The organism is Rosenbergiella australiborealis (assembly GCF_018494035.1).
GTDB lineage: Bacteria > Pseudomonadota > Gammaproteobacteria > Enterobacterales > Enterobacteriaceae > Rosenbergiella > Rosenbergiella australiborealis.
This window is the reverse complement of the sequence record NZ_JABBFO010000014.1, coordinates 1-25,478: the sequence shown is the minus strand read 5'-3', so window position 1 is coordinate 25,478 and position 25,478 is coordinate 1. Positions and strand designations below refer to the sequence as shown.

The 25,478-nt window shown below is 46.1% G+C and carries 22 protein-coding genes; 15 read left to right on the top strand and 7 right to left on the bottom strand.

What is annotated here, in order from left to right; all coding sequences use genetic code 11:
- The first annotated feature begins 47 nt into the window (after positions 1-47).
- Entirely contained in the window at positions 48-470 is a 423-nt protein-coding gene (gene umuD / locus HGT73_RS12805) for a translesion error-prone DNA polymerase V autoproteolytic subunit (protein WP_214215634.1), read from the top strand.
- Positions 470-1,732, top strand: coding sequence for a translesion error-prone DNA polymerase V subunit UmuC (gene umuC / locus HGT73_RS12800; protein WP_214215632.1), 1,263 nt, complete (start codon positions 470-472; stop codon positions 1,730-1,732). Before umuD ends, umuC begins: the two co-directional genes overlap by 1 nt.
- A gap of 91 nt (positions 1,733-1,823) precedes the next feature.
- On the opposite strand, the gene HGT73_RS12795 is transcribed toward umuC, so the two are convergent.
- Positions 1,824-2,708: a LysR family transcriptional regulator gene (locus tag HGT73_RS12795; protein ID WP_214215674.1), complete on the bottom strand. Its 885-nt coding sequence runs from the start codon at positions 2,706-2,708 to the stop codon at positions 1,824-1,826.
- A gap of 400 nt (positions 2,709-3,108) precedes the next feature.
- Here HGT73_RS12795 and HGT73_RS12790 point away from each other — a divergent pair, with 400 nt between their 5' ends.
- The 3 genes from HGT73_RS12790 to HGT73_RS12780 all read left to right on the top strand — a co-directional run bounded on the left by HGT73_RS12790 (position 3,109) and on the right by HGT73_RS12780 (position 5,421).
- Positions 3,109-3,789 carry a nucleoside recognition domain-containing protein gene (locus HGT73_RS12790; RefSeq protein WP_214215630.1) on the top strand — a complete coding sequence of 227 codons (681 nt, stop codon included), beginning with the start codon at positions 3,109-3,111 and terminating at the stop codon, positions 3,787-3,789.
- Positions 3,782-4,249 carry a YjiG family protein gene (locus tag HGT73_RS12785; protein ID WP_214215628.1) on the top strand — a complete coding sequence of 156 codons (468 nt, stop codon included), beginning with the start codon at positions 3,782-3,784 and terminating at the stop codon, positions 4,247-4,249. Before HGT73_RS12790 ends, HGT73_RS12785 begins: the two co-directional genes overlap by 8 nt.
- Positions 4,250-4,314: 65 nt before the next feature.
- Entirely contained in the window at positions 4,315-5,421 is a 1,107-nt protein-coding gene (locus tag HGT73_RS12780; protein ID WP_214215626.1) for an amidohydrolase, read from the top strand.
- A gap of 335 nt (positions 5,422-5,756) precedes the next feature.
- Here the strand turns inward: HGT73_RS12780 and phoH are convergent, their stop codons facing one another.
- Positions 5,757-6,545, bottom strand: coding sequence for a phosphate starvation-inducible protein PhoH (gene phoH / locus HGT73_RS12775; protein ID WP_214215625.1), 789 nt, complete (start codon positions 6,543-6,545; stop codon positions 5,757-5,759).
- A 689-nt stretch (positions 6,546-7,234) separates the two neighbouring features.
- On the opposite strand from phoH, the gene efeU reads away from it, so the two are divergent.
- The 3 genes from efeU to efeB are packed head-to-tail and all read left to right on the top strand — an operon-like array spanning position 7,235 to position 11,256.
- Positions 7,235-8,782 carry an iron uptake transporter permease EfeU gene (gene efeU, locus HGT73_RS12770; RefSeq protein ID WP_214215623.1) on the top strand — a complete coding sequence of 516 codons (1,548 nt, stop codon included), beginning with the start codon at positions 7,235-7,237 and terminating at the stop codon, positions 8,780-8,782.
- Positions 8,783-8,787: 5 nt separating this feature from the next.
- Positions 8,788-9,993, top strand: a complete 1,206-nt coding sequence (efeO, locus tag HGT73_RS12765; RefSeq protein WP_214215621.1) for an iron uptake system protein EfeO — start codon at positions 8,788-8,790, stop codon at positions 9,991-9,993.
- Positions 9,994-9,996: 3 nt separating this feature from the next.
- Positions 9,997-11,256 (top strand): iron uptake transporter deferrochelatase/peroxidase subunit, encoded by a 1,260-nt coding sequence (efeB, locus tag HGT73_RS12760; protein ID WP_214215619.1) that lies wholly within the window; start codon positions 9,997-9,999, stop codon positions 11,254-11,256.
- Between the two features lie 47 nt (positions 11,257-11,303).
- Here the strand turns inward: efeB and putP are convergent, their stop codons facing one another.
- Positions 11,304-12,785, bottom strand: coding sequence for a sodium/proline symporter PutP (putP, locus tag HGT73_RS12755; RefSeq protein WP_214215673.1), 1,482 nt, complete (start codon positions 12,783-12,785; stop codon positions 11,304-11,306).
- A gap of 375 nt (positions 12,786-13,160) precedes the next feature.
- On the opposite strand from putP, the gene putA reads away from it, so the two are divergent.
- Complete coding sequence (gene putA, locus HGT73_RS12750) at positions 13,161-17,102, top strand: trifunctional transcriptional regulator/proline dehydrogenase/L-glutamate gamma-semialdehyde dehydrogenase (RefSeq protein ID WP_214215617.1); 3,942 nt, start codon at positions 13,161-13,163, stop codon at positions 17,100-17,102.
- Positions 17,103-17,135: 33 nt separating this feature from the next.
- Here putA and HGT73_RS12745 read toward each other — a convergent pair whose 3' ends face one another.
- Both HGT73_RS12745 and HGT73_RS12740 read right to left on the bottom strand, forming a co-directional pair.
- Positions 17,136-17,852, bottom strand: a complete 717-nt coding sequence (locus tag HGT73_RS12745) for an RNA polymerase sigma factor FliA (RefSeq protein ID WP_214215616.1) — start codon at positions 17,850-17,852, stop codon at positions 17,136-17,138.
- Positions 17,853-18,080: 228 nt separating this feature from the next.
- Positions 18,081-18,923: a flagellin N-terminal helical domain-containing protein gene (locus HGT73_RS12740; RefSeq protein ID WP_214215615.1), complete on the bottom strand. Its 843-nt coding sequence runs from the start codon at positions 18,921-18,923 to the stop codon at positions 18,081-18,083.
- Positions 18,924-19,101: 178 nt separating this feature from the next.
- On the opposite strand from HGT73_RS12740, the gene fliD reads away from it, so the two are divergent.
- Genes fliD through HGT73_RS12725 form a run of 3 tightly spaced genes read left to right on the top strand, consistent with a single transcriptional unit; the run spans position 19,102 to position 21,218 of the window.
- Complete coding sequence (fliD, locus tag HGT73_RS12735; RefSeq protein WP_214215614.1) at positions 19,102-20,532, top strand: flagellar filament capping protein FliD; 1,431 nt, start codon at positions 19,102-19,104, stop codon at positions 20,530-20,532.
- Between the two features lie 9 nt (positions 20,533-20,541).
- The gene (fliS, locus tag HGT73_RS12730) at positions 20,542-20,940 is read left to right on the top strand and encodes a flagellar export chaperone FliS (protein WP_214215613.1); all 399 of its coding nucleotides are present in this window, start codon (positions 20,542-20,544) and stop codon (positions 20,938-20,940) included.
- Entirely contained in the window at positions 20,937-21,218 is a 282-nt protein-coding gene (locus tag HGT73_RS12725; RefSeq protein ID WP_214215612.1) for a hypothetical protein, read from the top strand. The genes fliS and HGT73_RS12725 overlap by 4 nt, the downstream gene beginning before the upstream one ends.
- A gap of 14 nt (positions 21,219-21,232) precedes the next feature.
- Here the strand turns inward: HGT73_RS12725 and yedD are convergent, their stop codons facing one another.
- Positions 21,233-21,673, bottom strand: coding sequence for a lipoprotein YedD (gene yedD / locus HGT73_RS12720; protein ID WP_214215611.1), 441 nt, complete (start codon positions 21,671-21,673; stop codon positions 21,233-21,235).
- Between the two features lie 141 nt (positions 21,674-21,814).
- On the opposite strand from yedD, the gene HGT73_RS12715 reads away from it, so the two are divergent.
- Positions 21,815-22,138 (top strand): DUF6388 family protein, encoded by a 324-nt coding sequence (locus HGT73_RS12715; RefSeq protein WP_214215609.1) that lies wholly within the window; start codon positions 21,815-21,817, stop codon positions 22,136-22,138.
- A 29-nt stretch (positions 22,139-22,167) separates the two neighbouring features.
- Here the strand turns inward: HGT73_RS12715 and leuE are convergent, their stop codons facing one another.
- Complete coding sequence (gene leuE / locus HGT73_RS12710) at positions 22,168-22,806, bottom strand: leucine efflux protein LeuE (protein WP_214215607.1); 639 nt, start codon at positions 22,804-22,806, stop codon at positions 22,168-22,170.
- A gap of 214 nt (positions 22,807-23,020) precedes the next feature.
- Here leuE and ggt point away from each other — a divergent pair, with 214 nt between their 5' ends.
- Entirely contained in the window at positions 23,021-24,784 is a 1,764-nt protein-coding gene (gene ggt, locus HGT73_RS12705) for a gamma-glutamyltransferase (protein WP_214215605.1), read from the top strand.
- A 96-nt stretch (positions 24,785-24,880) separates the two neighbouring features.
- A complete protein-coding gene (locus tag HGT73_RS12700; protein WP_214215604.1) occupies positions 24,881-24,979 on the top strand; it encodes a YoaK family small membrane protein in 99 nt (32 codons plus the stop codon).
- The last annotated feature ends 499 nt before the right edge of the window (positions 24,980-25,478 follow it).

Genomic DNA, 25,478 nt, shown 5'->3' with positions numbered 1-25,478 from the left:
AAATACAGATACTGTATATATTTACAGTATTAATCTGAGAAATAACGATGCAATGTTATCAGCCTGTACCGATACACACCTGCCTTGAACTGCCGTTGTTTATGAGTCGCATTCCTTGTGGCTTCCCATCACCCGCCCTTGACTATGTTGAGCAACGCATCGACCTTAATCAATTGCTGATCCGCCATCCAAGTGCCACCTATTTTGTCAAAGTGAGCGGCGACTCAATGATTGATGCCGGTATTACGGAAGGCGATATGCTGGTCGTGGACAGTGCATTAACGGCTAAACACGGTGATATTATTGTCGCGGCGCTAGGCGGTGAATTTACCGTTAAACAGCTTATGCTACACCCTACCCTCCACCTGCTACCGTTAAATAGTGCTTATGCCGCCATCCCTATCGAAGATGCTGATCACTTTGAAATTTTTGGTGTCGTTAAGCATGTGATTAAAACACTGGGTGCCTAATGTTTGCCTTAGTGGATGTTAACGCTTTCTACGCCTCCTGTGAGACTATTTTCCGGCCTGATCTTCGTGGTAAGCCAGTCGTGGTGCTAAGTAATAATGATGGGTGCGTCATTGCACGTTCTGCGGAGGCAAAGGCCCTCAATGTGCGGATGGGCGAACCTTATTTTAAGTTAAGTCAGCAGGCCTTTGCACAACGTATAAATATCTTTAGCTCTAACTATACGTTGTATGCCGACATGAGCCATCGTGTTATGACGCTCTTGGAAGAGATGGCGCCCGATATCGAAATCTACTCGATTGATGAAGCGTTTTTAAATCTTAGCGGTATGCAGAATTACTGCTCACTGGAAGACTATGGTCAACAGATCCGTCAGAGAATCAAGCAAGAAGCTCACCTAGTGGTGGGGGTTGGGATCGCTCCAACCAAAACACTCGCCAAATTAGCTAACTATGCGGCAAAAAAATGGCTAAAAACTAACGGTGTCGTCGACCTCTCCTCCCCTCTCCGTCAACAAAAATTACTCCCCCTCGTCCCGGTTGACGAAGTGTGGGGAATTGGACGGAGACTGAGCAAAAAGCTGCAACAACTCGGCATCAATACCGCCGCCGACCTCGCAAAACAAGATACTCGCTTTATCCGTAAGACCTTCTCGGTAATCGTCGAACGTACCGTGCGCGAATTACGTGGCGAGCCGTGTCTTGCCTTAGAGGAGTTCGCCCCCGTCAAGCAACAGATCCTCTGTTCCCGATCGTTTTCGCAGCGAATCACCGACTACGCACATATGCGCGAAGCCGTCTGTAGTTATGCGGTGCGTGCTGCAGAAAAATTACGGCTTGAAAAACAGTTTTGTCGTCAGGTCGGGGTATTTATCCGCACCAGCCCTCATGCTATTGGAGAGACCTTTTACGCCAATCAGCTAACAGGACAGCTATTCACCCCTTCGCAAGATACGCGCGATATCGTCCAACTCGCGCTTTGTTTGCTAGAACAGATATGGCGCGATGGACCACGTTATATGAAAGCCGGTATTATCCTTGGCGATTTTTTTCAACAGGGCGTTGCGCAGCTTAATCTTTTCGATCCACTCGCGCCTCGCGCCAATAGCGAGGCGCTAATGCATGTCGTCGATGGGATTAACCAAAGTGGTAAGGGCTCGATTTGGTTTGCCGGTCAAGGCATTGAAAAACATTGGGCGATGAAACGGGAAAAATTATCACCCGCTTATACTACTCGTTATAGTGACCTGCCTTGGGTGAGATAACGCACTATACGTATTTTTAATCCTACTAAATTAGGGATCGGTTATCCGACACCCCCTATATCGGCGCATAGCTTACCGTACAATTGGCCGTTCAACGGGATTGATCATTAAAAGTATGACGTAACAACTGCCACAAATGCTGCGCTGCCGGAGTAAACCGTCGGTCAGAGTTACGCAGTAAATGACACTGCGATTCATTCGCTATTTTATGGTTTATAGGAATCGCCACAAGTTGTCCTGTAGCAATCATTGAACTCGCGGCACTGGCTGTCATACACGAAATCCCCAGACCGGCAACACTCAGCTCCATCGCTGTCGAAAATAAATTACAACGATAAGCCGGAGTGAAAACTAAACCGTGACTGCGGAACATTTCATTCATATATCGTTGTAGACCAAACTGGTCACTCAGCGCAATAAGCCGTTGCTTGGCAAGAGTGGGAATACTCACCGCTGTCTCACTGCTCAGTGGATGCTGCGGGGACATCACCGCACACACCGGACCTCGTGTAAAACTATAGCGTTTAACTTCAGGGTTACCTATTGCCCCAAAAGCCACTGCCATATCAGTCTCACCGTGGATCACTGCATTTAACATCTCTTGCATATTAGCGACAGTGATTTCGACAAATACCTGTGGATAGGCCAGTGAAAAGCGGGACACAATATCGTGAATGAGGGTACTTACAAAACCGCCGCCGATATGGATCGAAACAGTTCCTCCCTGCATATGACGTAAATCTTTTAAATACCCTTCAAGTTTAAGACGGCGTTGACGGCTATCAGCATAATCATCGGCTAATAGACGACCGGCCTCGGTCAATACAACAGATCTCCCACGACGTTCCAATAACGGGAGTTGTAATTCACGTTCCATCAACGCTATTTGACGGCTGATCACCGACGGATTAATACCGAGAATATCTGCCGCCCGACGAATGCCGCCATGAATCCCCACTTCGTACAAATAACTCATCGGTTTTTCATGAAACGCCTGCATACCATTTACGCCTAACTGTTGACTAGAAAGCAACAATATCATTAATAAAATAATATTTATATTTTTATAACCTTCTCAGATAATCAAATTAAATAAATAACAACTAACATTTTAAATAAAGTAACGATTCGCACCAAAATAGCGCAAAGCGCACCCTAATAATGCGTATCTTTATAGTCAGGGATATTAATTACCCATATAAAGGTTATAGCGAACATTAATACTGGTAATAGTTTGTATATCATTTACTTATTTTAATTCCTGTATTTTACCGGGTATAAATCCTGAACATTATTTTCATTACAATAAGGAGATACCAAATTTTAATCTTTTAACAACCATTAATTCACGTAATTAAATAATAAAGAGAATAATAATGAATCAACACTCCACTCAGCACAGGTCGGACAAGGATGAAACTTCTCTACGGGTAACACCCGGTGCATGGATCGCATTACTCGCTGTATTACTGGTGTTTTCTGGCCTATTTTTTAATGTCAAAGGGATGCCGTGGCTAGGCGCCTTCGATTTCACTACTCTGGGCGGTGCCTTTGGTACCTTAAAAACCGGTGCTTCAGAAACGTTTATCGGCAGTGGTGGTATAGGTGCGAAGGCTGGCTTTCTCTTTGCACTATCGCTAATCCCTACCGTTATGCTGGCCCTCGGTTTACTCGAAATATTTACCCATTATGGTGCAATCCGGGCTGCACACAAATTATTAACACCTCTACTTAAACCACTACTGGGATTACCCGGATATACCGGATTGGCATTGATCACCGATTTACAGAGTACCGATGCTGGTGCGGCATTGAGTAAAGAGCTGTATGACAGTAAAAGAATCACCCGTAAGCATGTGGTGATAATGGGGGCTTGGCAATATTCTGGAGCTGGCTTGATTAATAATTATTTTGCCATCGGTTCTGCATTATTTGCCTCCTTAACCACCCCACTTATCGTTCCATTACTGCTGATGTTTGTATTGAAGTTTGTCGGAGCGGGAATCGTCCGTGTCGTCTTACATACTGTCTACAAGAAGGATTTTATCCATGAGTAACCCACTCCCAACCCCCACCAATCCGTTTGATATTTTTGTTATCGGTGCCCGCAAAGGGTTCAATATTGCCATTAATAATTTAATGCCAAATGTGGTGATGGCATATGTCATTGCCGAGATACTGAATTTGCTGGGGATCATGCAGTTTATTGGTCATCTTTTTGCACCATTAATGAGTATATTTGGCCTACCTGGTGAAGCCGTGACCGTTTTACTGACTGCTTGGCTCTCTTCGTCAGCAGGCACCGGCGTCGCGGTCAGCTTATTAACTAAAGGGACGCTAGATCCAACGCAGATTACTATTCTTATCCCAGCCATTTTCCTTATGGGGGCACAATTACAATACATGGGGCGACTACTTGGTGTTGCGGATGTCCCAAAAAAATATTGGCCCTTACTGATGGCGACAAGCGTGATTAATGCCGTAATCGCTATGTTGGTAATGCGCTTTATCGCCTAAAGCGGTCCAAATATCAGTTCTGTTATATCTCGACTTAAGCCGAATAACCTCTCAAGGAGTGAAATATGTCACGAACCTTAGAACATTTTAATGTTTTGCATGAAATCCCAGAACTTGGCTTCAAAGAATTCAAAACGTCTCATTATATCGCCTCGGCCTTAGAAGCAGCAGGTTTTGACGTTAAGCGCAATATTAATGGAACGACGGGTATTATTGCGGAACTCGATAGCGGCCATCCTGGCCCGGTGTTAGCGTTAAGAGCCGACATGGATGCACTCGGACATATTATCAACGGTCAGCATATCGCACGCCATACATGCGGACATGATGGACATTCATCTGTGGTCTTAACGGCGGCAGAAGAAACCATCCGTGAAGGAGTAGTCCGAAAAGGAAAGCTGAGAATATTGTTTCAACCCGCTGAAGAACTGGGCGCCGGTGCGATTGAAATGGTAGAAGGCGGTGCGCTAGATGGCGTTGATATGTTATTGGGATTTCATCTACGCCCAATAGAAGAATGCCCGATGGGTCAAGCGGTGGCGGCAATGTATTATTCTGCCTCTGCAACGGTGGAAGCTATCTTTACGGGAAAAGCGGCACACGCCGCCCGTCCGCATTTAGGGATTAACGCATTAGATGCTGCAGTACAAGCTGTTCAGGCGGTCAACAGCATTCATCTGTCACCTTCTCTGACCTTTAGCGCTAAAGCTACACGCTTTCTCTGTGATGCAGGAGTGACTAACTCTATTCCTTCAGAAGCGCGAGTATGCTGGGATCTCCGTTCTGCAGAGAACGCGCCTATGACTGAATTAAAAGAGAAAGTGACCGCAGCACTAGAAGGTAGTGCCGCAGCACTAGGCGCAAATGTGGAGATTGCTATTCTGAAAGAGATGCCTGCCGCAATTATCGATGAAGATGCCACCGATATTATACGTCAAGCCATTATTTCTCAGCTAGGCGAACAGGCATTACTGCCCGCGAAGGCAACTCCCGGTAGCGAAGACTTTTTTCATTACCTACGTCTTTGTCCACAAATTAAAGGCGGTTTTTGGGGACTGGGCGCGAATCTGACACCCGGTCTACATCATCCTGATATGCATTTTGACCGCGATGCCTTAGCTATCGGGGTTCGTATCTTTAAATCATGCATTCAACAAGTCCTCGGTGAATAAATGTGTTGGCCTCTTAGGTTCTGCAACAGAGGCCAACGCACACCAAGATAAACGGATTATTGCGATAGACCATTAATCGCTGCACGACCTTAGGTGAAAATAGTGAGATACCGTTCACGGCTATAGCCATCATCCTCAATATTTTATTCTTTTTCTACCTAGGCAAGGTTCTAGTTAAGTATAAAGGTCTATGCATCTGGGTATTACCTCATTTACCGTTTTTGCTTATATCAATAAGTACCTTTCTCTATCAAATAGTGATAGCAATAAAAAACCGCCTTGTTGTGAAATACCCTTACGGGACCACTTCACGCTCAGGCGGTTTTACGACACCACTATTGGTAAGCGAGGAGCGTTCGTTGACAAAGTTCAGAACGCACACAATCCTCAGCCCCAAAACGGATCACACTCACGACATCATCATCAGAAAAACGCTGCATTGCGTCAGCGAGACCAGATTTTACGCCCGCAGGAAGATCACATTGCGTAATATCACCGTTAACAATAACCGTAACATTCTCGCCTAGACGAGTGAGGAACATTTTCATCTGTGAGGCCGTCACGTTTTGTGCTTCGTCAAGGATCACAAAGGCATTTTCAAACGTCCGGCCACGCATATAAGCGAAAGGCGCAATTTCAACCTTTGCAATCTCAGGCCGCAGGCAATAGTGCATGAAGGATGAGCCCAAGCGTTTGACTAAAACGTCGTAAACGGGGCGGAAATAAGGGGCAAATTTTTCAGAAATATCACCAGGCAGAAAACCTAAATCTTCATCAGCTTGCAGCACCGGACGGGTCACAATAATTCGTTCAATATCTTTATTAATCAGAGCTTCTGCGGCTTTTGCAGCACTGATCCATGTTTTACCACATCCCGCTTCGCCCGTAGCAAAAATCAACGATTTGGATTTTATTGCTTGTAAGTAAAGGGATTGTGAGTCATTACGGGCGACGATAGGTTGGCGATCGCGCACGTCACGTGCCATACCGATAGCATCAAGACCACTCATATGAACGAGAGAAGAGACTGATTCCTCTTCGCGGGAGCGGTGGCTCCGCGCATCACTACGAAGAACGCGTTTTGCTTCACGACGTGCTTTCACTACTGCTTTTTGTCTTCCCATGATGGCACCTTACTGTTGGTTTCAGTTATCGTTAGCCTATTGGCGACGTATAGTTGAACACTTTAGAGGTTAGCTTCCTTATGAGCCTTACTGCCTAAGAATAGAAATCGTTGACATAAACTGTAGCAAGAAAACAGTACAGACGAGTACATTACGGTTGGTGAATAGAGACGAGAGTTCGATCCCATAAACTGAATAGCAACACGGTCAACACTGTGATCCCCTGACCTAGGTTGTCTCATGCGCGATCTCCCAATGGTTGGTATGATACATGATGTTATTGCAGTCACATCATGTCTAATAACTATAGAACAAATCAACACTTATTACAGTTATCACTTTAAAATGACATTTTTGTGATAGAGATAGCTAAACGGTAGTACATTGCCAAAACACCGAACAGACCAGAATCACAGCTTATAGCCGTTTTATCGACACAAAGTTATTGTTATTTTAGTATAAGAATCAATATGTTGATAAATACCAGTTTAATAAAGATTCTCAAGCACAATGCCCCCTTTACTGACTTCCCCACTCCCCCCTTTTTCTTCCCTATTTGTTGAAATATTCTGATACATTTAAAACTATAAGAAAGATCTATGAATCGATGAGAATCCTTTTACAGCAATAAATAGAAATGATATTACTAACCATTCCTATTTACATTATTTTACTCAGAGATAGTGACCGTGCTAGCAACCTTGGTCATCGCGCTACGAGAAGGGTTAGAAGCCGTTCTAATCGTAAGTATCATCGCGACGTTTTTACGAAAAAATCAGCAAGCGTTAGCGCCCATGTGGTGGGGCGTGAGTAGCGCTGTGTTATTGTCCGCACTGGTCGGTATCGGCTTGAGTCTTACCGAACGTGCGCTCCCACAAGCACAACAAGAAGCCATGGAAGCGATCATCGGTGCTATTGCTATTGTCTTCGTCAGTAGCATGATCATCTGGATGCAGCAACACGCGCCGCAGTTGCGCCGTGAATTGGAAAACGAGGCCTCTGCGGCACTCAGCCGTTCGAGCCACTGGGCGCTACCAATGATGGCATTTCTCGCGGTATTAAAAGAAGGGTTTGAAACCAGTGTCTTTCTTCTCGCCACCTTTTCCGCTGCACAATCCACTATTTGGGCAGCCATCGGTGCCCTAGTCGGTCTTCTATTGGCGCTGATCATTGGCTGGGGAATTTACCGTGGGGGTGTGCGTCTTAATCTAGGACGTTTCTTTAGAATAACCGGTATTTTTCTGATTTTAGTGGCTGCCGGTCTCGTTGTCTCAGCACTGCGTAGCGCACACGAAGCAGGCTGGCTGCTCATTGGTCAACAGAAATTACTCAATCTTGACTGGCTAGTGCCCCCCGGTTCAATTCGAGCGGCGCTGATCAGTGGTGTATTGGGAATTCCTACCGACCCACGCCGTATTGAAGTGATCGGATGGATGGGGTATCTGGGCTTCTTTACCCTACTGCTGAGTTGGCCTGAACGCTACAAACCCAGCCCAACACTCGCACGTCGTTTATATCAATCTCTAAGCATCGTTATGCTAGTCGGCGCACTGTTCTGTGCGAGAGGTTTCTCTACGCCGGTACTCACTTTACCGACTCATCTACCGTTGGTCGTCGCTCAAAATGGGACTGGCGAACAACCGATCGGTGAGCTTGTACGTCAAGAAAGTGGGATCGCGTTAATGCTGAGTGGTCAACCGCCGCAATTAATTCCACTCCCCTCCTCAGCACAAGACCCCGCGGTAACGGATCTATCACTGAACAGTAATGTAGTGTGGCAAGCGGCACCGGCTGAATTAACGCTCGATCAAGTCGCTGAGCTTTATCACCACCGCATACCACCAGGGCTTCATCCACAACAACACCCAGGTCCGTATCAAAGTCAATGGCAACTGAGCTGTCAGATAGCCCTTACGCTGCAAGACGGGCAGATCATCGCGGCCGCAGCCACCCCACACAGCATCTTAGCGCTAAGTGGCAGTGGCTTACCATCACCGCGTTTGCTGAATGTCACTTTGCCGCCTGACGCTATCGGCTGTCCGTGGCAACCTAGCCAGCAATGGCAACAACAGCTCACTGAAACCTTAGCCAACTATCGAAGTGAAGAAACAGTTATCGATTTTATTCAGCATAAATTGCCTATCGTCCTGATAGTCATCAGCCTCGGTTGTTTGTTGCTCAGCTTACGTAATAAAAAGAACACCGTAGAAAATTACTCTACAACTTTAACGAGATAACGATCATGATGAAGATGCAGAAAGTTCGCCATCACGCAATGAAATTAAGCACTTTAGCCGTACTGCTACTCGCCGCAAACACGGTTAACGCAGCACCGACCACCGGAGTCACACAAGTTAATGTGACGCTAGTTGGCGATCAAGGCGGTCAGTGTCAGGTTGACCAAAAGAGCGTCAATGCCGGCCCTGTCACCTTTAATATTGTGAATAAAACAGCGACGGCAATTACTGAAATAGAACTGCTTAATAACGATAGAATTTTAGGTGAAAAAGAGAACCTTGCTCCAGGCTTACCGGCGGTAAAATTTACGCTAAATTTAGACGGTGGACACTATCAGATCTACTGCCCTGGTGCTGCAAAAGAACTTATTGATTTTACCGTCACCGGTCAAAAAAATGCCCACTCTACGGACAGTATTAGTGCACTCCTTAAACAAGGTACAGACGGCTATGGACGCTACGTTGAAAGCACTGTCGCCGGAATGGTTACCGCAGTTACCGCGTTACAAACGGCAATCGACGCCGGTCAACTTGAGCAAGCAAAAATCGCTTACGCACAAGCTCGTCCTTACTATGAACGTATTGAATCAGACGTAGACGGTTTTCTGTTACCGGGCTACAAAGCGACGGATAATGCCGGTAACTTGGATTATCTGATCGATATGCGTGCATCAAACCTCGATCCTGCGGTAGGCTGGCACGGCTTCCATGCCATTGAACGTGACTTGTTTGAAAAGGGAAAAATTGACAAGCAAACCCAACAAACGGCAAAAGGGCTAGTGATCCACATCGCCGAATTAAATAAACAGGTTAAAGGTCTGACCTATAAGCCTGAAGATTTAGCGAATGGGGCTGCCGATTTACTTGAAGAAGTGCAAAACACAAAAATTAATGGCGAAGAGGAAGCCTACAGTCATATTGATTTGGTTGATTTTGCCGGTAATGTCGAAGGTGCGATGCAAGCATTCGCCTATCTACAACCTGGACTTGAGAAAATTGACCCGACCTTAACTCAACAAGTGAGTGAGCAATTCACCGCGGTACGTAAGCTATTGGATCAATACCGTGACAGTCAAAGCCTAGGCGGATACCGTCCCTACACCAGTGCATTGAAAGCAGAAAATGCGGCGAAATTAAGTCGTGCGATTCAAGCACTGCAAGAGCCGTTATCGCACATTGCCGAAAAAGTGGCGACCCACGCCGGAGCTTAAACCATGAGTCTTCACGATAAATCACTGTTTTCCCGTGGTAGGGTTTCACGCCGTAATATGTTAAAAGGATCGTTAGCGAGCGCGCTAACGATCCCTGCGCTGACCCCTGCCTTCGCGTCGACTCAGGAAGAGAATGATAAAGACAATATCATTCTCTCCCATCAGTGGCCATTTTATGGTGACCAAGGACAATCGGGGATCACCACCCCGCCGCAACGTCATATTATGTATATGACGTTTGATATGACGACACCTACCGCGCAAACGCTGCAAATATTGCTCGCTCGCTGGTCAGCGGCAATTGCCCAACTGGTACAAGGGGCAACGGTAGGTACAGTAGAACCCTCACGCAATGGGAGTGTTGGCACAGATACCGGTGAGGCCGTGGGGTTAGATCCCTCTTCATTAACGGTGACTATTGGCCTTGGTCCCTCGATATTTACTGATACCTACGGTCTTAAAGCTAAGTGCCCGACTCATTTACGCCCCTTATCAGCATTACCTAGCGACAACCTTCAGCCTGAGTTAAGTGGCGGTGATCTCTCGTTACAAGCCTGTGCCGATGATCCGCAAGTCGCCTACCATGCTATTCGCGTGTTGGCGCGTATCGCCAAAACCCTTGGCGCAGCGCAGACCCGCTGGACAGTGATGGGCTTTGGACGAGCTTCCGCCGGTAAAGGTGAAGAAACGCCACGTAATTTGTTTGGTTTTAAAGATGGTACCCGTAATTTGGTGGAAAAATCAGACTTTGATCAACACGTTTGGGTTCAACAAGGCCCGGCTTGGGAACACTACGGGAGTTACCAGGTTGTACGTAAGATTAAAATGAATATTGAGAACTGGGATACGGATCGTGTTAGCGACCAAAACAATATCTTTGGACGCCATAAGCTCTCCGGCGCGCCGCTGTCAGGAACGCATGAATTTGATACCCCTGATTTTCATAAAAAGAACCCTGACGGGGAATTAGTGATACCGGCAACGGCACATATTCGGTTAGCCGCGCACGAAAATAACCAAGGTGTTCGCATTCTACGCCGCTCATATAACTACACCGATGGCCTAAATCAGTATGGGCAATTGGATGCTGGACTCCTGTTTATCAGTTATCAAAATGATCCTGCCCACTTTGAACAGTTGCAGCGTAAGTTAGGGGCATCGGATGCGCTTAATGAATATATTTCACATATAGGCAGTGCGCTGTTTTTTGTGCCTCCTGCAGCAAAAGAAGGGAGCTACATCGGTGCTGAGTTATTTAGCTAAGCCTTAACGTATGATGATGAGAGCCCTAGCTCTCATCATCATCATCTTTACTCCAAATACGCCTGATTTGCCTGCTGAAAACGTTCTCTTACCTGTAGCGAAGGCCCCTTTCCTACTACACTCACCAGAATAATCGCTAGTGTTGCTAACAGAAAACCCGGAATCATTTCATAAAGCCCAAACCAACCAAAATACCCCCAAATAATGACCGTAAGGGTGCCTATAACCATACCGGCTAGCGCGCCATTTCGACTTATTCCCGACCAACAAACGCTGAGTAACACCACTGGGCCAAAAGAGGCGCCAAAACCTGCCCACGCATAGCTGACTAACCCTAACACTTTATTTTCAGGGTTACTGGCTAGCGCAAGAGCAATTAATGCAACCATCAATACCATAAGCCGCCCTACCCAAACTTTTTCGCGTTGCCCTGCACTTTTACGAACAAATCCGTTATAAAAGTCTTCGGTGAGTGCACTGGAGCACACCAATAACTGACAACTTAACGTTGACATCACCGCAGCTAAAATGGCGGATAACAACACTCCTGCGATCCACGGATTAAACAATAATTGAGTTAATTCGATAAATATCCGTTCACTGTTGGCGTTGACCTGTGCAGCATGAGAAGGATTATCAGCAAAATAAGCGATACCAAAGAAGCCAACGGCGACGGCGCCCATTAAGCACAAAATCATCCATGTCATACCAATACGTCGTGCATTACGCATTGAATGATGAGAATCAGCTGCCATAAAACGCGCGAGAATATGTGGCTGACCAAAATAGCCAAGCCCCCAGCCCAATAATGAAATAATGGTAATAAAACTTAAATTATTAAAAATATTAAGATGCTGAGGATCAATATTTCGGATCACGGCGAGAGAACTCTCAACACCGCCCACAGCAATAATGACCATAATTGGCGTTAAGATAAGTGCAAAAATCATTAAGCTCGCTTGAACAGTATCCGTCCAACTCACGGCCAAAAAACCGCCAATGAAAGTATAAATAATGGTGGCAGCTGCTCCGGCCCATAGTGCGGTGGTATAATCCATACCGAAAGTGCTTTCAAACAATCTCGCTCCAGCAACAATACCCGATGCACAGTAGATGGTAAAAAAGACAAGGATAATTAATGCAGAAATCACTCGTAATAGTTTGCTTTGATCATCAAAACGGTGAGTAAAATAGTCAGGCAACGTTAAGGCATTACCGTGGTATTCAGTCTGCACCCGTAATCGGCCTGCAATCAGTTTCCAATTGATCCAAGCACCAATGATCAGGCCAATCGCAATCCAACTTTCTGAAATTCCCGCGATAAAAATAGCCCCCGGTAATCCCATCAATAACCAGCCACTCATATCAGAGGCACCTGCGGACAATGCGGTGACCAAGCTACCTAGGCTACGTCCTCCTAAGATAAAATCATCAAAATTCTTTGTTGAACGCCATGCTGCAAAACCAATCAGTAACATTGCTGCAATATAAATGCAGAAAGTTACTAACAATGGGGTAGTTACCATAATTAACTCTCTCTTTTATTAATATTATCAATACACTTTACCCAGTTAAATCATGTTTACGTGCCTATAATAGGCACTGATAAGTCGAAAAAAAGCTACCTCAGCGATAATGCTGGACACATTTTTTTAACATGAAAAAAGTCGCACTCTGCCGTATCTTGATAAAACAACGATCAGGATCAATATTTTTCCACTGCAAATTGTTTTTTTTTGAACTAAATCGCACTTAAAACGCAATTAATTTTGAATAAATTCACTACTAATTATTCTTTCTTCACGCTTGTTCACTTTTTTCACTTAAATGGGTTGCACAAAGGGTGCAACCCGAGAGATAGTCAAGGTGCAACCTTTTATTGATTTCCACGACGAGGAATTGGCATGGCACACACCACTATGGGCGTCAAACTTGATGATGAGACCCGTGAACGTTTAAAACGCGCAGCGCACAAAATAGACCGTACCCCGCACTGGCTGATTAAACAGGCTATTTTTAATTTGTTAGCACAAGTCGAAGCGGGTGAAACACTACCGTCAATCTCGATGCCGTCCACGGAAACGGCCGCCCATGAACCTGTTGACATGACCTTGCCTTATCAGCCGTTCTTAGAGTTCGCCGAACACGTTCTGCCTCAGAGTGTTAAACGTGCAGCGGTGACGGCTGCGTGGCGTCGTCCTGAAGTCGATATGGTACCGATGATTCTCGAACAAGCAAAAGTGACGCCGGATGTCGCAGAGAAGGTCCATGCGCTTGCCTTACATTTGAGTGAGAAACTTCGTAACCAGAAAAATCAAGGGGGGCGCTCTGGACTGGTACAAAGCCTGCTTCAGGAGTTTTCACTCTCCTCGCAAGAAGGTGTCGCCTTAATGTGCTTAGCAGAAGCCCTGTTACGTATTCCAGATAAGCCAACACGCGATGCACTGATCCGCGACAAAATTAGCCACGGGGATTGGTCAGCCCACCTCGGTCAAAGTAATTCTATGTTTGTTAATGCGGCGACGTGGGGACTGTTAGTAACCGGTAAGCTGGTCTCAACGCATAACGAAGTGAATATGTCACGATCCCTCAATCGTATTATCGGTAAAAGTGGCGAGCCATTGATCCGTAAAGGGATTGATATGGCGATGCGTTTAATGGGGGAGCAATTTGTTACTGGCGAATCGATTGCCGAAGCCTTAGCTAACGCCCGTAAACTTGAAGATAAAGGTTTTCGATATTCCTACGATATGCTCGGCGAAGCAGCACTGACGGCTGAAGATGCAAAAGCCTATTTGCACTCCTACCAGCAAGCGATACATGCTATTGGTAAAGCCTCAAACGGCAGAGGTATTTACGAGGGACCAGGGATTTCAATTAAACTCTCCGCATTGCATCCCCGTTATCAGCGTGCCCAATACGATCGTGTGATGGAAGAGCTCTACCCTATTCTTAAGTCACTCACCCTGTTGGCCCGCGACTATGATATTGGTATCAATATTGATGCCGAGGAAGCTGACCGGTTAGAATTGTCGCTCGACCTATTGGAAAAGCTCTGTTTTGAGCCCGCTTTAGCAGGTTGGAACGGGATTGGATTTGTGATCCAAGCCTACCAAAAGCGCTGTCCTTTTGTTATTGATGAGCTGATTGATCTTGCCTCACGTAGCCAACGTCGCTTAATGATCCGTCTGGTGAAAGGGGCCTATTGGGACAGTGAAATTAAACGTGCCCAAGTTGAAGGTCTGGAAGATTACCCTGTCTATACGCGCAAGGTCTATACCGATGCGGCCTATATTGCCTGTGCACGAAAATTGCTGGCAACCCCAAGTTTGATCTACCCACAATTCGCGACACATAATGCCCATAGTCTGGCGACAATTTACCAACTCGCCGGGAACAATTACTATCCAGGTCAGTACGAATTCCAGTGTCTGCACGGAATGGGCGAGCCACTGTATGAACAAGTTGTAGGAAAAACGTCAGAAGGGAAATTAAATCGTCCGTGCCGGATTTATGCACCGGTAGGTACCCATGAGACACTACTCGCTTATTTAGTCCGCCGCTTACTGGAAAATGGCGCGAATACTTCGTTCGTTAACCGTGTTGCTGACAAGTCCTTAACGGTTGAAGAACTTATTGTCGATCCTGTTGCCAGTATTAATGCCTTTACCCGAGAAGAAGGACAAGTTGGGCTGCCGCATCCGCGTATTCATCTACCGCGTGATTTGTATGGTAGTCGCCCTAACTCTTCAGGCTTAGATATGGCGAATGAGCATCGTTTAGCCTCGCTCTCCAGTGCTTTATTAAATACCGCATCCCAGGCTTGGATCGCTAAACCGATTCTCGGTGTTGAGAGCGAAAATCAAAGTGGCCAGCCAGTACGTAACCCCGCTTACTTGCAAGATATCGTTGGCGAAGTCATTAACGCTAGTGAAGCGCAAGTCGATTTAGCCTTGGATGCTAGCCATGAAGCCAGTGCGATATGGTTTGCGACCCCTTCTGGTGAACGAGCGGCAATTTTGAAGCGTGCGGCTATGCTCATGGAAGGACAATTACAAACGCTGATGGGGCTATTAGTCAGAGAGGCGGGTAAAACTTATGCAAATGCCATTGCTGAAGTACGCGAAGCGGTAGATTTCCTCACCTATTATGCTGATCAAGTCACTCAAGATTTCGATAACGACACTCACCGTCCACTGGGGCCGATTGTCTGTATCAGTCCTTGGAATTTTCCGCTGGCTATCTTTACCGGCCAAGTCGCCGCAGCATTGGCGGCAGGAAACACCGTACTCGCAAAACCTGCTGAACAAACGCCACTGATTGCCTACCAAGCGGTATCGATACTGTTAGAAGCAGGTATTCCAAGTGGGGTATTACAATTTCTACCGGGTGACGGTGAACGTGTCGGTGCGCGATTGGTCGCGGATAAACGAACTCGCGGCGTGATGTTCACCGGTTCTACTGCGGTCGCGACCTTGCTACAACGTCAACTCGCCAAACGTCTTGACCCTCAAGGCCGTCCCATTCCGTTAATTGCGGAAACTGGCGGTATTAACGCAATGGTCGTCGACTCGTCAGCATTGACCGAGCAGGTCGTCGTCGATATTGTTGCCTCGGCATTTGACAGTGCGGGCCAACGCTGTTCAGCGCTACGCTTACTCTGTTTGCAAGAAGATATTGCTGACCACACCTTAAAGATGCTACGTGGTGCGATGGCGGAATACCGCGTCGGGAATCCAGAATTACTTACCACAGACATCGGTCCAGTGATTGATGAAGAGGCCCGTGACAATATTGTGAATCATATCGATGCCATGCAACAGCGCGGCTTTAAGGTGACACAATTTAGTTGGCATGGCGAGAGTGACTCACAAGCCCTCGCACAAGGTACCTTCGTTCGTCCAACGCTTATCGAACTCTCCTCAGCAGCAGATTTAACAAGAGAGATCTTTGGGCCCGTATTGCACGTGGTACGTTACAACAGTAAGAATCTTAGTCATCTTCTGAACGACATCAATCAATTAGGTTATGGATTAACCTTTGGTGTACACAGTCGCATCGATGAAACTATCCGCTTAGCCACCGAACGCATGCATGCGGGGAACCTCTATGTTAACCGCAATATGGTAGGTGCCGTCGTAGGCGTACAACCATTTGGTGGAGAAGGTTTGTCGGGAACCGGACCAAAAGCCGGGGGACCCTTGTACCTTACCCGCCTCTTGTCGAGTACACCCAGCAATGGCTCTAAAGTGACACTGTCACGATTACCTCTACACTCAACGGCAGATCAACCCTCAGATGTCGCGCCAGTCAGTGCGTTGCAATTGTGGGCGGAGCAAAATCAACAGCTCACTCTCGCCGAGGCTTGTAAGACTTATCGAGATACCACTGTCTCAAATCGTATCGCTTTACTTCCTGGGCCTACCGGCGAGCGTAATACCTATCAACTCCTTCCGCGCTCCCGTGTCCTCTGTATCGCTAAAGAGGCTTCCGACCGTTTGATTCAACTCGCCGCGGTAACGGCTTGTGGTAGCCGAGCGCTATGGCCGGAAGATAACGACCACCGTCAGCTTCTTGAGAGTTTGCCGGATGCCGTTCGTAACTGCATTGATCTCTCTACCAATGCTTTAAGTGATCATTACGATGCGGTCATCTATCATGGAGATACCGATCAACTTTCTGCACTGTGCCAACAAGTCGCCGAACGTTCAGGCCCTATAGCCTTAGTGCAAGGGTATGATCACGGTGAAACAGATATTGTCTTGGAGCGCTTCCTATTTGAACGCTCTATCAGTGTCAATACCGCAGCGGCAGGAGGTAATGCCAGCTTAATGACTATCGGTTAATCAATACAGCAAGGCATGACCTCCATGCCTTGCTTACTCACGTAAGCGACTGCTCAGCCGTTTAATCGCTTGACTGTGTATCTGACTTACCCGTGATTCGCCTACCCCAAGGACTGCACCAATCTCTTTTAAATTCAATTCATCTTGATAATACAGGCTTAGCACTTGTTGTTCTCTTTCTGGCAATTGGGTTATCGCATTCATAATTTGTTGACGTAAGTCTTGGTCAATAAGCGTATCCAAGGGATTTTGCTCGCCTTGCGAAGCAAATAACTGATCTGTCGCATCGTTATGATCTTCATACAACGTTTCTAAAGAAAATAATTTACTATTATTTGTCTCCATCAAAATGGCACGATATTCCGCTTGGGTAATATTTAAGGCTGCAATGATCTCAGCTTCCGTCGCATTGCGTCCGGTATGCTGTTCGATCTGGGCAATCGCGGCAGCCACATTGCGCGCATCACGCCTGACTCTTCGTGGCGCCCAATCGCGTTCACGTAATTCATCGAGCATCGCACCGCGAATACGTTGAGCTGCATAAGTTGTAAACGCTGTCCCATGTTGTGCATCAAAGCGTGATATCGCATTCATTAGACCTATTGCACCTGCTTGCAGTAAATCATCTAAGTCCACACTGGCGGGAAGGCGTACTTGTAATCGTAACGCTTCATGCCTGACTAATTGCAAATAACGATGCCAATCAATCTCCTCCTGTTGCAACCCTTCGTGATTATATAGACACTCCATCGTGCATTTTCCCATCTCTCCATTTATCGATGGTCAATATTATCAAGCCTATCCCTCCTTTCTTATCGCAAGAAAAACCCCCGCTTTCGTGATGAGCTTGTTAGGACGATTTTCAGTCATTCAATATCCACTGTTGACGCATAATATAAACGGCCCGAATTCAATCATGAATCCGGGCCGCTCATACTCACTGAACACTCATACTCTTAAGATATTCGTGCGACGATATTAACCTTGTAGTAGCGATAATACCGTTTGCGGCACTTGGTTTGCTTTCGCTAATACTGAGGTACCCGCTTGTTGTAGGATCTGTGCACGTGACATGCTGGAAACTTCTGTCGCATAGTCAGCATCTTGAATACGTGACTGCGAAGCACTCAAGTTATTGACCGTGGTATTTAAGTTATTAATCGTTGATTCAAAGCGGTTTTGAATAGCACCTAAGCTACTGCGTGCTGAGTCAACAGCGGCGATACGTTTATCAATTTCAGCTAACGACGCATCAGTTCCCCCACCCGTTCCGGAACCACTGCTGCTCACGCTAAAAGCTGCACCTAATGCTTTAGACTTAAAACCATCGTCGGTCAGTGAAACCGTGATAACGTTGGCTGCAGCATCATCATTGGCACCGACCTGAATGCTGATACTTTGTGAACTATCAAATAGTTTGATGTTGTTAAAGGTCGTCGCGGTACCGATACGGGTAATTTCCGATAAGCGTGCATCCACTTCCGCTTGAATCGATTTAACGTCTTCTGCGCTGTTGGTACCATTTTTTGCTTGTACAGTCAGCTCACGAATACGTTGTAAGTTGGAGTTCATCTCATTAAGCGCACCTTCAGCGGTTTGTGCTAGCGAAATACCGTCCGTGGCATTACGCGAGGCTTGTGTTAACCCACGGATGTTTGAGGACATGCGGTTTGCAATCGCAGAGCCAGCCGCATCATCTTTAGCACTGTTAATCCGCAGACCTGAAGAGAGACGCTCAATTGCCGTTCCCAGCGCTGATTGAGATTTATTCAAGTTATTCTGGGTAGTTAAAGACATGATATTAGTATTAATAACAGCCATATACAGTTCCTTTGCTCCGAGTTAATGGTTACGCACTGTGCTTCAATGCGTGGTCAAAAGGATTATCGGCGCCCCTTTTCCTAACTTTATAAAACTGAAAAAAATATTTTCTCTCCACTCACTCTTTTCTATTTATTGCCGATAAAAACGCTAGTAACGATAAAAATCAGGAGTTTTTATGGCAACAATTACTAATTTAAATATAGGAACCGGGGCTTACGATTTGGATGCACTGTACAGTAAGCTAGAGTCTCTTGAATCACAGAGTTTAGCGCCAATCGCCCAACAGGCGACTACCGTGAAGAGCCAAATATCCGCCTTTGGTCAACTGCGTACTGCCCTAGAGTCCTTACAAACTGCAACAAAAGCACTCAGTTCAGCAAGCGCCTTAAACGCCACCAGCATCATCAGTAGTCATAAATCATTCACCGCGACCAGTAGTAGTGATGCCAGTGTCGGTAGTTATCAAGTTAACGTAAAACAACTGGCGACTGCCCAATGTTTATTATCGGATAAGATAAAGAGTAATCAGCAACCTTTAGGGACTGTTGGCGGCGAAGGACGAACACTGACTATCTCAACGGGCGAAGGTGATCCGGTGACTATCGCGCTCAATGATAGTGATACCAGCTTAAACGGTCTTGTCAGCGCGATTAATAAAAGCAATGCTGGCGTGGTGGCCACCAGTATCAAATCGAATGACGGTGAATATTACCTGTCTATTTCTGCCAAAGAGACTGGCGCCAATAATACCATTAGTCTCTCCGTCAGTGGGGATGATCAACTGCAAGCCTTAATCGGTTATGGCGATAACATCGCGTCCTCAGGTATGCAGCAATCGTCTGCAGGCCAAGATGCGCTGTTAGTCGTTAATGGTATTGAAGTGCAGAGCGCATCGAATACGGTGGTCGATGCACCGTATGGCGTCACCTTGCAATTAACCGCGGTCTCTACAGAAGATGAGCGTCTAGAGATTGCCAATAACACCACCGACGCGGTAAAAAATATCAAAGCCTGGGTGTCGGCCTACAATAATTTTCAATCTGTCGTCACCAGCATCACAAAATTTGCGGGCTCCAGTAGCTTATCGACCGACACTACCAGTAATGGTCCCCTAATGGGTAATGGCACAGTGCGCGATATTCAAAACCAATTACGTTCAGTACTGACCACCGCTCAATCTGGGGCCATCACTATCATGGCGGAACTGGGAATAACGCAAAACACGACCAAGGCTGCTGATGGCAGTATCGGAACCCTGAATATTGATGAAAACAAACTTTCCGCAGCGCTAACCAATAATCCGCAAGCCGTCTATCAATTCTTCTTAGGTGATGGGGAATCCAGCGGATTTAGTACCGTTGCGAATAAAGCGCTCACAACAATACTGAGTGACACCTACTCCTCAAAAGGCATACTAACCAATGCCGTCAGTGCGTTAAATGACGCTTACGATAAGTTGGAGGTTCGCTACGACCAGCAGCAATCACGTATTGAAGCGACGATGGCTCGCTATAAAACCCAATTTACACTGTTAAATAAAGTCATTTCACAAATGACACAAACCAAAGAGTATTTAACGGCACAATTCTCCTCCTCGGATGATTAAGGGTTTTCGATGAAGAAACAGCAGCTCGTCAACCTCTATGCACAGGTAGGGGTCGAAAGTGCGGTACTAAGCGCGAGTCAGACACAGCTGACCACGCTATTGTTTGAAGGGGCATTAAATGCCCTGACCCGCGCTCGCTTATCGATGGAAAGTCGTGACATTGCGGCCAAAGGTGCGATGATCGCTAAAGCCGTCGCGATTATTGATACGGGACTGATTCAAGCGTTAGAGCCTTATGCTGAAGACGTGCTGGCAAAACAGTTATTGTCGTTATTCCACTACCTCATTCAACAACTGATGCTGGCAAATCTGCACGATGACCAAGGTAAACTCGATCATTGCCGTGAACTGCTGCAAAATATCGCCGAGGCTTGGCAACAATCACAAGATAAGGACAGAGTATCGTGAAGGATTCGTTGAACAGTGTAGCGCAAAGCATTGACGTCCTAAATAGGCTACAACAAGCAATAGACGAGAGGGATTACTTAGCGTTGCTTCCAATTACGGATGCTTATTATGCATCGGTCAGGCGACTGGATAAAGCGAGTGACCGGCCATTAACCTCTACACTACTGGCCGCCCATAAGACTGTTGAGACATCGCTGTATCAATTACGTGATGACGTTGAAGCCATGATCCATCAAACGACTCAGGATAAAATCAAGCTGGCTTATCAGGCGGTATAATCCGCCTTTATCCGCTATTGTCCTTTAATTTCGATATTCTGAATGGTCGCTGCAGAGGTCTGTCGTTTTGCTTCTGCTAATGCTTTTTGGCACTCCTCACTGGCTGCCGGCACTTTGGCTAACGTCAGCCTGTCATAGCGTAACATGCCGTTATCAATCTTTAACGGCATAATTCTCACTTGATAGTTCACATTGACCCATTTATCGTTAATACGACTGAGTTTCCCTGGCTTAGCAATAACACGTTGCCACTGACGACAGTCCAGCGTGTTCCCCGCCCCATCAATAATCAAATACCCGACAGCATTCTGACTCAGTAATCCAGACTGTGGGCCAGTTGTACGCCACACTCCCTCTAACGATTGCGGTGCAGGTGTTTTAACAATAGTTTGATAGTTAGTAATAGGACTACAACCCGCGAGTAAGAAAAGAGACAGTAGTAATCGAGTTTTCATAAGGTATCCCTACAGATTTTTTCTGGCGCTAAGGTATAATGTTTTGATAGCACAATGCAAGCTGGTGAATGACTGGCACTGACATCTTTGCCTAAAACAGGTACAATTAACTCAGATTTTTACAAGAGTTAGCGCAAATCCATGAAAACCCCAGAACAGTATTATGCACAAGCCCGCGACATCTTTTTTTCCGCCCATCCCGATTTCCAAGTCGCACTTGACGAAGTCACCGAAAAAGATGCTCGTGATAATGGCATGACCGTCGAGCAGCTGCGTAGCCTCCATGCTGAGCGCATTTACGCCGCCTTCATCCGCCAAAAACAGCTCGATGGCATCATTTTTTCTATTCAACTAGTCGAAACCGATAATGCTGTCGCCGCGCAAGCGATAGAAAGCTATCTGCGCAGCCATGCAGAAGCGTTGGGAATGACTTGGGAAGAGTTTTGCGAAAAAAACCATTTGTAATGAATACGCTCACTCAGTGAGCGTATTGTTCACTGCATGGTAGCCAGTCGTGCGGCAAATCCAAGAAACAGCAAACCAATCATCGAATTACCAACCTTAGCTAAACGCTGACGCGTTCCGATAACACGTGTCAGTGAAGCCCCAGTAAAAATAATCAAACTCAAATAACAAAAGCTCGCGATTTCTAATACCGTCGCCAAAATAAAAAAGGCAATCCCGGGATGGGCACTTTTCACATCAATAAACTGCACAAAAAACGAAACATAAAATAAAATCGCTTTTGGATTGGTAAGGCTTAATACCAATGCGCGTTTAAACACCGCACCACGCTCTTTTTTTGCTGATTGGACGGGGCTGGACTCACGGTGACTAAAAGTGGTGTACAGCATTTTAATGCCCAACCAAAGCAGATATCCAGCCCCCAGATAACGCACAACATTAAACAACACGGGAGTGGTATTAATGAGGGTAGCTACTCCGGCATAAGCTAAAAACATCAAAACCGCATCGCCAATAAATACCGCGGTCGCGGCTTGATAACCATATTTTACGCCACGGCCAACGCTATTCTTTAGAACAAAAAGTGTATTGGGTCCAGGGATCAAGACTAGAAAAATAGCACCTGCCACATAAGTCCAAAAATTTAGCACACCATACTCTGCAAACACGATAAACCTCGCTTAATAAACTCTGAGCGTGTTGAAAACCAGCGAATCGAAAGGCTAATAATAACAAAGATTGCGTGATAAAACTCCAGTCCCGAACAGCGTTTTTGTGCCTTGTCACAAGTATAATTTTTACTAATGATAGCCTATTGAATTTCTTGAGTTTTTTTAAAATACGTTTAGGGTAGAAAGAAATAAACAAAAAGGTCATAGTTCTATGTTTAGGAAATACGCACGCTCAGCACTCACTCTGCTTATTTTGTCCCCCGCTCCTTTTGCACAAGCGGCCTCAGCCCCAGCAGTCGAAGCTAAAAATGGTATGGTGGTCACGTCACAAGATCTTGCCACACAAGTTGGCGTAAATATTCTCAAACAAGGTGGAAATGCAATTGATGCAGCGGTTGCCGTCGGGTATGCCGAAGCCGTAGTGAATCCATGCTGTGGTAATATTGGCGGTGGCGGATTTATGACAATTCATTTAGCCAATGGCAAAGACACGTTTATCAATTTTCGTGAAACCGCCCCGGGAGCTGCAACCGCCTCAATGTATCAAAATGCACAAGGGGAATTAATCCCAGGTAGCAGTCTTTATGGGTGGAAAGCTACAGGTGTTCCTGGCACTGTTATGGGGCTGGAGATGGCTCGTCGTGAATACGGCAAATTAAGCCGTGAAGCCGTCATGGCTCCCGCGATAAAGCTAGCCAAAGAGGGGTTTATTCTGACCCGCGCGGATACGGATATTTTAGACACTACGGTTGCTCGCTTTAAACAAAATCCTGCCGTAGCGAAAATTTTCTTACGTCCAGACGGTAGTCCATTACAACCCGGTGATCGTTTGCGACAAACCGATTTAGCGCAGACATTATCGCGGATTGCTAAAGAAGGTCCCGATGCCTTTTATCATGGTCAATTCCCTAAAGCCGTCGAGAAAGCCTCAGCGGCAGGCGGCGGAATTATTACGGCTAACGATTTTACCCACTATCGTGCGACAGAATTAACGCCGCTAACCTGTACCTACCGCGGTTATACCTTCGTCTCTGCGCCACCGCCTAGCTCTGGGGGGGTAACACTCTGTGAAACGCTCAATATCTTAGAAGGTTATGATCTAAAATCAATGGGCTTTAACTCCGCAGCGATGGTTCATACGTTAACTGAAGCCCTGCGCTTTAGCTATGCCGATAGGAATACCTATCTTGGCGATCCTGCCTTCGTACAAAATCCCGTTGCTAAACTCATGGATAAGCAATACGCGGCCACATTGCGGGAAAAAATTCAAACCGATAAAGCCACCCCCTCCTCACAAATCAAACCGCTGGTGGCGACTGGTGAAAAGCCTGAAACCACGCATTACTCAATCATTGACCATTCTGGGAATGCAGTATCAACGACTTATACCGTCAATGGCCGATTTGGTGCCGTCGTAATGGCTCCGGGTAGTGGGGTATTGATGAATGATGAGATGGATGATTTTACCACTAAAATTGGCGCTAAAAACCTTTATGGGTTAGTCCAAGGTACCGCAAACAGTATTGCGCCTGGAAAACGCCCACTCTCCTCCATGAGTCCAACCATTGTTACCAAAGATGGAAAAGTCTTTTTAGTTCTGGGCTCCCCGGGCGGCTCACGAATTATCACTATTACGTTAGAAACCGCGCTTAATATCATTGATTTTGGTATGAAACCCCAAGAAGCGGTTGATGCCCCTCGTATCCACCATCAATGGTACCCAGATGAGGTCTATTATGAGAAAAATGGCCTTTCTGCTGACACACTGAATCTGCTGACAAAAATGGGTTATAACATGGTTGAGCAAACGCCGTGGGGCGCAGCAGAATTAATCATGGTCGGTTTACCGGGTGCAGCCGGGGTGGGCACAGCAAGTTCAGGCAATGATAGCGCGGTATCCGGTAATGTAAGACCCGGCTATTTATACGGCGCAAATGATGTCAGACGTCCGGCAGGTTCCGCACGCGGTTACTAATTTCACGTTTTATCGACCATTATTTTTCACGGATAAGTTGTCTTATCTGCATTCAGTGGGATAATGGTCGTTTTATTTGCAGGAGAAATAATAACGATGAAATTAGGCTATCTATTCCCTGTCGCGATTATTGTCGCTGGCGTAGCTTTACTCATTTGGTTTATCGCTAGTGGCGCTTATATTCCCGGTTCATAACTTTTTTTTAAAAAGAATGAACTTATCGTTAAAACGTCAGTCTGATTAGTTATAGCGAGACAAAGCTGTTACATCCTGAAAACTGCAATAAATTTTACCCGCCCCTGGCGGGTTTTTTTTTGCTTTAGTGATAACAACACTCTTAAACCACTTATACACATAGCACTAATAGTCACAAAGTTTATTATTGTTTTATTGATTATCACCAATGTTGATACTACGCTTAATTAATGAAGACATACTCTTTTCTCCCCGAAAAAAAGAGCTGTTGTCCATCAATGGCCAGTATGTTTCTACTCAATCCTGTTATGTTCCTACTTCCCGCTTCGTGCGGGTTTTTTTTATCTCGCATTCGAGACTGTCTCAGTAGCATCCATCATGCGCGATCACCAAAAATGAAAAAACCCGCTAAAAGCGGGTAGCAGATTGCTGACAAAGTCCTGGCCTCTTGGCCAGGACTTTGATCTAATAGGGTTAGGCTAATTAATGAGCTAACACC